Consider the following 7768-nt stretch of genomic DNA (forward strand, 5'->3'; position numbering starts at 1 on the left):
TAGCTTCGCGATGTGGGCGGACGCGTACTGATCGCATTGGGCGGCAACGCCATGACGGCTCCCGACGGGAGCGCGTCACCCGCCGACCAGCACCGCGCCATCGGCGAGGCCATGACCCACGTCGCGAGCCTCATCGGCGCCGGGCACGAGGTCGTCCTGACCCACGGCAACGGTCCGCAGGTCGGCAACATCCTGCTGAAGAACCAGCTCACCGCGCACGTCGTGCCGCCCGTCCCGCTGGACTGGTGCGTCGCGCAGACGCAGGGCACGCTCGCCACCCTCATGATGAACGCCCTGGAACGGGCGACGGCGCCCCAGGGGGTACGCGTCGCCGCCGTGGTGACCAGGACGCTCGTGGACGCGGCGGATCCCGCGTTCGCCGACCCGGTGAAGCCGATCGGGCAGTACTTCCCGGAGGCGGAGGCCCGCCGCTTCGAGAGCCAGGGGCAGACCTGGCGGCGCTTCCCGCGCGGCTGGCGGAGGGTCGTGGCCTCACCGGACCCGGTGGAGATCCTGGACGCTCCCGCCGCCATCGCGCTCATGGAGGCCGGGTACACCGTGGTGGCCGCGGGAGGCGGGGGAGTGCCCCTCGTCCGTGGAGCGGACGGCACGCTGCGCGGCGTCGAGGCCGTCGTCGACAAGGACCTCGCCGCCGCCGCGCTGGCGCGCGCCGTAGGGGCCACCGATCTGGTGATCGCGACCGACGTGCCGAACGCCCTCATCGGGTATGGCACGCCGGGGGCCCGGCCCATCGAGGCGGTGACCGTACGCGAACTGCGCGAGCTCAGGGACGCCGGGCACTTCGCGAGCGGGAGCATGGGCCCCAAGGTGGAGGCCGCGCTGCGCTTCGCCGGGGACGGCGGCCGGCGGGCAGTGATCACCTCGTTGGAGCACATCGGCGAGGCGCTATCCGGAAATATCGGTACAAGGGTGTCCAGAGGGGTGGAGAGATAGATGCCGGATCCGATCGAGGTGCGGAAGGTGCCCATCGAGAGCGTCACCGACGCCTCCGGGCTCGCCAAGCTGATCGACGAGGGGGTCATCGAGGCCGACCGGGTGCTGGCGGTGATCGGCAAGACCGAGGGCAACGGCGGTGTGAACGACTACACCCGCATCCTCGCCGACCGGGCCTTCCGTGAGGTGCTGCTGACCAGGGGCACACGCACCCCCGAGGAGGTCGCGCAGGTGCCCCTCGTCTGGTCCGGCGGCACGGACGGCGTGCTCAGCCCGCACGCGACGGTCTTCGCGACCCTCGACCCGGCCCTGGCCGTGCCCACCGACGAGCCGCGCCTCAGCGTCGGCGTGGCGATGAGCGAGGTCATCCTCCCCGAGGACATCGGCCGGCCCGCGATGGTGGAGAAGGTCGCCGCCGGCGTGCGGGAGGCCATGAAGATCGCCGGAATCGACGACCCGGCGGACGTCCACTACGTGCAGACCAAGACCCCGCTGCTCACCTTGTCCACGATCACCGACGCTAAGGAGCGCGGCCAGACGGTGGTCACCGAGGACACGCTCAAGTCGATGGACATCTCCAACTCGACCACCGCGCTCGGCATCGCGGTGGCCCTCGGGGAGATCGAGACGCCGGCGGCCGAGCAGATCCACAAGGACCTGTCGCTCTACTCGTCGGTCGCCTCCTGCTCCAGCGGCGTCGAGCTCGACCGCGCCCAGATCGTGGTGGTCGGCAACGTGCGCGGAGTCGGCGGCCGCTACCGGGCCGGTCACTCCGTCATGAAGGACGCGCTCGACGCCGACGGCATCTGGGAGGCCGTACGCGGCGCCGGGATCGAGCTGCCCGAGCGGCCCCACCCCTCCGACCTGGGCGGCCGCCTGGTCAACCTCTTCATCAAGTGCGAGGCCGACCCCTCGGGGCGGGTGCGCGGCCGCCGCAACATCATGCTCGACGACTCCGACGTCCACTGGCACCGGCAGATCAAGGCCACGGTCGGCGGCGTCGCCGCATCGGTGGCCGGGGACCCGGCCGTGTTCGTCTCCGTGGCTGCCGTCCACCAGGGGCCCTCCGGCGGCGGGCCCGTCATCGCCATCGCCGACCTCTCCTGACCCGCCGCCCCGATCCCGTCCCGCTCTCCGCGAGGTCAGGCCCGGAGGGCGGGACGGCCGGGGGGCTGCCCCCGGCGCCGGGGCCGGCGCCGAGGGCAGCGGGTAGGCTCGCCAGACATGCCGGCGATTGCGCAGCCCCTGCGGCCCGACGACGACGGTGGCGCCGACGCGGCGGTCACCGCCGCCCTGTCGGCGTTCCAGGCCGGTACAGCCACGGCCGCCGACGTGCTGGCGGCCCTCGCCGCCAGCCGGCTGCTCGTGCCCGTGGTGGCCCTGCTCACCGAGTCCGAGGTGGGGGAGCACGGCCTGCGGCAGGAGAAGGAGAGCGAGATGGCCCTCCCCAAGCTGGTCGGCGCGGACGGCCGGGAGGCCGTGCTCGCGTTCACCGGCGCCGGGCCCATGCGCGGCTGGCGGCCCGACGCCCGTCCCGTGCAGGCGACCGCCCCGCAGGTCTGCCAGGCTGCCCGCCACGAGGAGGCGGCGGCCGTGGTCGTCGACGTCGCGGGGCCGGTGCCGTTCGTGATCGAGGGCGACATGCTGCGGGCGCTGGCGGCGATCGAGGAGGCCAAGCGCGACGCCTCGGCGATCGAACGGCTGGCGCGCGAGGTGCCCGGCGTCACCGTGGCCCGCATCGGCGGGCCTCGCGGAGGTTGGTGGGCGAGGCTGCGGCGCCGCTAGGGTCGGCCCGTGTCGCTCCCCACCCCAGGCCCGGTTCCCCTCCCCACCCCAGCGGGCGTACCTCTGGGAACGCCCGGTCTGATCGCTGTGGCCGCCGTCATCGGGCTGGTCGCGGGCTCGTACGCCCGCGCCCTGGCGGCCGGCTTCCGCGACGAGGCGGGCGATCACCGTGAGGAGGCCCGTTCGGCGTTCCTGGCTGCGGTCCGCGCCGTGCCCGTCCCCCGCAGGCCGTACGTGCTGGAGGCCGCGACCGCGGCGGCCGCCGCGCTGGTGGCCTGGCAGGTGCGCGACGGCTGGGTCCTGGCCGCGTGGCTGTACGCCGTGGCGGCGGGGGCCGCCCTCGCCGCCGTCGACTGGCGGACATGGCGGCTGCCGGACGCCATCACCCTGCCGTCGTACCCGATCCTGCTGGCCCTGCTCGCGCCGTCCGGCCGCCTCCTCGCCGCCGTGGCCGCGGCGTGCGCCCTCGCAGCCGTGTACGCCGTGCTCTGGTTCGCCCGCCCGACCGGCCTCGGCCTCGGGGACGTCAAGCTCGCGGGGATCATCGGCCTGGTGGCCGGGGCGCTCGGCGTCCAGGCGACGATCACGGCGGGCATGGCCGGTTACCTGTTCGGCGCCGTGTACGCGGTGGGCCTCCTCCTCACCCGGCGCGCGACGCGCGGCAGCGAGTTCCCCTTCGGGCCGTTCATGCTCGCCGGCGCGCTGGCGGCGGTGTTCGTACCCGGCTGAGGGAGATCGCTGGGACATTCCCGCCATGTCGCTGTGATGCCGCATCGGGAGACACGTGGAAGACTTGTCACCATGTTGCGCTGGTTGACCGCCGGGGAGTCGCACGGCCCCGAGTTGCTCGCGATCCTGGAAGGCCTGCCCGCGGGGGTGGAGGTGACCACCGCCCACCTCGACGAGGCGCTGCGCCGCCGCCGCCTCGGCTACGGCCGCGGGGCGCGGATGAAGTTCGAGCAGGATGTGGTGACCATCTCCGGCGGCGTACGGCACGGCCGCACGCTCGGCTCGCCCGTGGCCATCCGGGTGGGCAACACGGAGTGGCCGAAGTGGGAGACCGTGATGGCCGCCGACCCGGTCGACCCCGCGATCCTCGAAGGGCAGGCGCGCAACGCGCCCCGATCACGCCCGCGCCCCGGCCACGCCGACCTCGCGGGCATGCAGAAGTACGGCTTCGACGACGCACGCCCGGTGCTCGACCGGGCCAGCGCCCGGGAGACCGCCGCCCGGGTGGCGCTGGGCCAGGTGGCCCGCGCCTTCCTCAGGCAGGCCCTGGGAGTGGAGATCGTCAGCCACGTCGTCGCGATCGGCGAGGCGTCGGCCCCGCGTGAGACGATCCCCGGCCCCGGCGACATGGACGTCGTCGACGCCGACCCCGTGCGCTGCTTCGACCCTGCCGCCGGCGCGGCCATGGTCGCCGAGATCGACAAGGCCCACAAGGAGGGCGACACGCTCGGCGGCGTCGTCGAGGTCGTCGCCCACGGCCTGCCGCCGGGCCTCGGCAGCTACACCCACTGGGACCGGCGGCTCGACGCCCGCCTCGCCGCCGCGCTCATGGGAATCCAGGCGATCAAGGGCGTCGCGGTCGGCGACGGCTTCGAGACCGCCCGCCGCCCCGGCTCCCGGGCGCACGACGAGATCGAGAACACCGCCGACGGCGTCCACCGGATGACCAACCGGGCCGGTGGGATCGAGGGCGGCATGACCAACGGCGAGCCGTTGCGGGTCAGCGCGGCGATGAAGCCCATCTCGACCGTGCCCCGCGCGCTGGCCACCGTCGACGTGCTCACCGGTGAGCCGGCCAAGGCCCACCACGAGCGGTCCGACGTGTGCGCCGTGCCCGCCGCGGCCATCGTGGCCGAGGCCATGGTGGCGCTCGTGCTGGCCGACGCCGCCCTCGAGAAGTTCGGCGGCGACTCCGTCGAAGAGGTGGCCCGCAACCTGGCGGGTTACCTCTCCTCCCTGGTGATCAAGTAATAAGGTCTGTGATCATGCAATCGGCGACTCAACGACCCGCCGCGGTGCTCATCGGCCCGCCGGGCTCCGGGAAGTCCACTGTCGGGCAGCTCCTCGCCGCCCGTCTCGGCGTGCCGTTCCGCGACACCGACAGCGACGTCGAGACGGTCGCCGGCAAGCCGGTGAGCGACGTCTTCGTCGAGGACGGCGAGGAGAGGTTCCGCGAGCTGGAGGCGGAGGCCGTACGGGCCGCCCTCGACGGGCACGAGGGCGTCCTGTCGCTGGGCGGTGGGGCGATCATGCACGAGCCCACCCAGAAGCTGCTCGCCGGCCAGCGGGTCGTCTACCTGCAGGTGGGGCTCGACCAGGCGGTCCGCAGGGTGGGGCTCGGGTCGGCCAGGCCGCTGCTCGTGCTCAACCCGCGCAGCAGGCTGCGCGCCCTGATGGAGGAGCGCCGCCCCGTCTACGAGCGGCTCGCCGTCCTCACGGTCGGCACCGACGACCGCGAGCCCGAGGACGTCGCCGACGAGATCGCGGCGGCGCTGTGACCGCGACGCGCATCACCGTGCAGGGGGACGCCCCCTACGACGTCGTCGTCGGCACCGGCGTGCTGGCCGAGCTGCCGGGCCTGGTCGGCCCGGGCGCGCGGACCGTCGCCGTGGTGCACCCGGCCGGCCTGCCCGAGATCGCCCGCCCCGTCTGCGGGTCGCTGGAGGCCGCCGGCCACGAGGTCGTCGCGCTGCCCGTGCCCGACGGCGAGGGCGCCAAGACCGTGCACGTCGCCGCCGAGCTGTGGTCGGCCTTCGGCCGCTACGGCGTCACCAGGTCCGACGCGGTCGTCGGCGTCGGCGGCGGGGCCACCACCGACCTGGCCGGGTTCGTGGCCGCCACCTGGCTGCGCGGAGTCAAGCTCGTCCAGGTGCCGACCACGCTGCTCGCCATGGTCGACGCCGCCGTCGGCGGCAAGACCGGCATCAACACCCCCGAGGGCAAGAACCTCGTCGGCTCCTTTCATCCGCCTGCCGGTGTGCTGTGCGACCTGGCCACATTGGTGAGCGTCCCGCGGCAGGACTACGTCGCCGGGCTCGCCGAGATCGTCAAGGGCGGCTTCATCGCCGACCCGACGATCCTCATGCTGATCGAGGACGACCCGGCCGGCGCCTGCACCCCCGAGGGCGAGCACACCCGCGAGCTGATCGAGCGGAAGATCCGCGTCAAGGCCGACGTCGTGGGCGCCGACCTGCGCGAGAGCGGCCTGCGCGAGATCCTCAACTACGGGCACACGCTCGCCCACGCCATCGAGCGGGTCGAGGACTACCACATCAGGCACGGCGAGGCCGTGGCCATCGGCCTCGTCTACGCCGCCGAGCTCTCCCGGCTGGACGGCCGTGTCGGCAGGGACGTCGTCGACCGGACCCGCTCCATCCTCAGGTCGGTCGGGCTGCCCACGGCGTACCGCCGGGAGGCCTGGCCCGAGCTGCGCGACCACATGCGGGTCGACAAGAAGAGCCGGGGCGCGGTGCTGCGCTTCGTCGTGCTCGACGACATCGCCCGGCCCGCGAGGCTGGAGAACCCGTCGGAGGAGCTGCTCGAGGCGGCCTATCAGGAGGTCTGCCGATGATGCCGGTGCTCGTGCTCAACGGCCCCAACCTCGGCCGGCTGGGCAGCCGGGAGCCCGACGTGTACGGCGCGCACACCTTCGAGGACCTGTCCGCCCTGTGCCGGGAGATCGGGCGGGAGCTGGGCCTGTCCGTCGAGGTCCGGCAGACCGACGACGAGGCCGAGCTGGTCGGGTGGATCCACGAGGCCGCCGACACCCGCACGCCGGTCGTGCTCAACCCGGCCGCCTTCACGCACTACTCGTACGCCCTCCGGGACGCGATCGCGCAGCGCACGGCGCCGCTCGTCGAGGTGCACATCAGCAACCCGAACGCCCGGGAGGAGTTCCGCCACACGTCTGTCGTGGCGGCGGTGGCCACCGGCACGATCGCCGGGTTCGGCATGCGGTCGTACGAGTTGGCGCTGCGCGCGATCGCTGATACGCAGGAGTAGCAAAAAAGCGCGAGCAAGGCGGGAACGATGGGTTACAGGTCGTACGTGGCGGTCGGCGACAGCTTCACCGAGGGGCTGAACGACCCGCTCCCCGAAGGCGTGAGCCAGGACTTAGGGCCGGTGACCCGGTATCGCGGCTGGGCCGACCGGGTGGCCGAGCGGCTCGCCGTCCTCGAGCCGGACTTCCGCTACGCCAACCTGGCGGTGCGGGGCAAGCTGATCGACCAGGTGGCCGCCGAGCAGGTGCCCCGGGCGGTGGCCCTCAAGCCCGACCTGATCAGCTTCTGTGCGGGAGGCAACGACCTGATCCGTCCCGGCGCCGATCCCGACCGGATGGCCAAGAAGGTCGCCGCAGCCGTGCGGGAGCTGCGCGGCACCGGTGCCGACGTCGTCATGTTCACCGGCACCGACCCGCGCGACACCCCGATCATGCGGCGGCTGCGCGGCAAGTTCGCGATCTTCTTCATGCATGTCCGCTCGATCTCCGACCTGTACGGCTGCCGCCTCGTGGACATGTGGTCGATGCAGGGGCTGCGCGACTGGCGGGCGTGGAGCGAGGACCGGCTGCACATGAACGAGGTGGGCCACCGGCTGGTCGCCGCCAAGGTGCTGCACGTTCTCGAGGCCCCTGGCGAGGACGACTGGCGCATGACCTGGCCTCCGCGTGAGCGGATCGACCCACGCGTCAAGCGGCGCGAGGACGCGCAGTGGCTGCGGGAGCACCTCGGCCCCTGGGTCGGACGGCGCATCCGCGGCACCTCCTCCGGCGACGGCCTCGACCCCAAGCGGCCGGATCTGAAGCCTCTCGGCTGAGCCGGGGCTCGCCGGCATCTCTTGCCTGCGGGCCGAGTCAGGACAGCCCGGCAGGCCGCCCGATCGGAGATCGAACGGCCTGCCGGGGTCGGCGACGGCTCTCGGTCAGCCGATGCCGTTGCCGGGGACGTCGTACTGCCAGCCGTTGGACCAGTACCAGTGCTTGAGGGATCCGTCGGTGCCGCGGGCGAAGACCTGCAACGCC

Annotated in this window: 10 protein-coding genes; 9 read left to right on the forward strand and 1 reads right to left on the reverse strand. The window is 73.4% G+C overall.

The genetic code is table 11. From position 1 onward, the window contains the following. Window positions 1-12 precede the first annotated feature (12 nt). The 9 genes from AB0B72_RS17700 to AB0B72_RS17740 all read left to right on the forward strand — a co-directional run bounded on the left by AB0B72_RS17700 (window position 13) and on the right by AB0B72_RS17740 (window position 7563). On the forward strand, window positions 13-954 hold the full coding sequence (locus AB0B72_RS17700) for a carbamate kinase (RefSeq protein WP_367739858.1): 942 nt from the start codon (window positions 13-15) through the stop codon (window positions 952-954). Beyond that, window positions 955-2061 carry a ring-opening amidohydrolase gene (locus AB0B72_RS17705; RefSeq protein WP_367739859.1) on the forward strand — a complete coding sequence of 369 codons (1107 nt, stop codon included), beginning with the start codon at window positions 955-957 and terminating at the stop codon, window positions 2059-2061. It abuts the gene before it with no gap. Between the two features lie 117 nt (window positions 2062-2178). Further along, window positions 2179-2739: an SseB family protein gene (locus AB0B72_RS17710; protein WP_367739860.1), complete on the forward strand. Its 561-nt coding sequence runs from the start codon at window positions 2179-2181 to the stop codon at window positions 2737-2739. 9 nt (window positions 2740-2748) lie between these two features. Then, window positions 2749-3468, forward strand: a complete 720-nt coding sequence (locus AB0B72_RS17715) for a prepilin peptidase (protein WP_367739861.1) — start codon at window positions 2749-2751, stop codon at window positions 3466-3468. Window positions 3469-3540: 72 nt separating this feature from the next. Continuing rightward, window positions 3541-4719 (forward strand): chorismate synthase, encoded by a 1179-nt coding sequence (aroC, locus tag AB0B72_RS17720; protein ID WP_367739862.1) that lies wholly within the window; start codon window positions 3541-3543, stop codon window positions 4717-4719. 14 nt (window positions 4720-4733) lie between these two features. Continuing rightward, the gene (locus AB0B72_RS17725; RefSeq protein ID WP_367739863.1) at window positions 4734-5246 is read left to right on the forward strand and encodes a shikimate kinase; all 513 of its coding nucleotides are present in this window, start codon (window positions 4734-4736) and stop codon (window positions 5244-5246) included. Further along, window positions 5243-6319 carry a 3-dehydroquinate synthase gene (gene aroB, locus AB0B72_RS17730; RefSeq protein ID WP_367739864.1) on the forward strand — a complete coding sequence of 359 codons (1077 nt, stop codon included), beginning with the start codon at window positions 5243-5245 and terminating at the stop codon, window positions 6317-6319. The genes AB0B72_RS17725 and aroB overlap by 4 nt, the downstream gene beginning before the upstream one ends. Beyond that, window positions 6316-6750, forward strand: a complete 435-nt coding sequence (gene aroQ / locus AB0B72_RS17735) for a type II 3-dehydroquinate dehydratase (RefSeq protein ID WP_367739865.1) — start codon at window positions 6316-6318, stop codon at window positions 6748-6750. The genes aroB and aroQ overlap by 4 nt, the downstream gene beginning before the upstream one ends. Window positions 6751-6777: 27 nt before the next feature. Continuing rightward, the gene (locus tag AB0B72_RS17740) at window positions 6778-7563 is read left to right on the forward strand and encodes an SGNH/GDSL hydrolase family protein (protein ID WP_367739866.1); all 786 of its coding nucleotides are present in this window, start codon (window positions 6778-6780) and stop codon (window positions 7561-7563) included. Window positions 7564-7668: 105 nt separating this feature from the next. Here AB0B72_RS17740 and AB0B72_RS17745 read toward each other — a convergent pair whose 3' ends face one another. After that, complete coding sequence (locus tag AB0B72_RS17745) at window positions 7669-7764, reverse strand: hypothetical protein (RefSeq protein WP_367739873.1); 96 nt, start codon at window positions 7762-7764, stop codon at window positions 7669-7671. Window positions 7765-7768 lie beyond the last annotated feature (4 nt).

The sequence above is a fragment of the Microbispora sp. NPDC049125 genome (genome assembly GCF_040802045.1).
GTDB lineage: Bacteria > Actinomycetota > Actinomycetes > Streptosporangiales > Streptosporangiaceae > Microbispora.

Coding starts and splice junctions, on each gene's coding strand:
- aroC (WP_367739862.1), top strand. CDS start 3,541: ATGTTGCGCTGGTTGACCGCCGGGGAGTCGCACGGCCCCGAGTTGCTC.
- AB0B72_RS17740 (WP_367739866.1), top strand. CDS start 6,778: ATGGGTTACAGGTCGTACGTGGCGGTCGGCGACAGCTTCACCGAGGGG.
- AB0B72_RS17705 (WP_367739859.1), top strand. CDS start 955: ATGCCGGATCCGATCGAGGTGCGGAAGGTGCCCATCGAGAGCGTCACC.
- AB0B72_RS17725 (WP_367739863.1), top strand. CDS start 4,734: ATGCAATCGGCGACTCAACGACCCGCCGCGGTGCTCATCGGCCCGCCG.
- AB0B72_RS17710 (WP_367739860.1), top strand. CDS start 2,179: ATGCCGGCGATTGCGCAGCCCCTGCGGCCCGACGACGACGGTGGCGCC.
- aroQ (WP_367739865.1), top strand. CDS start 6,316: ATGATGCCGGTGCTCGTGCTCAACGGCCCCAACCTCGGCCGGCTGGGC.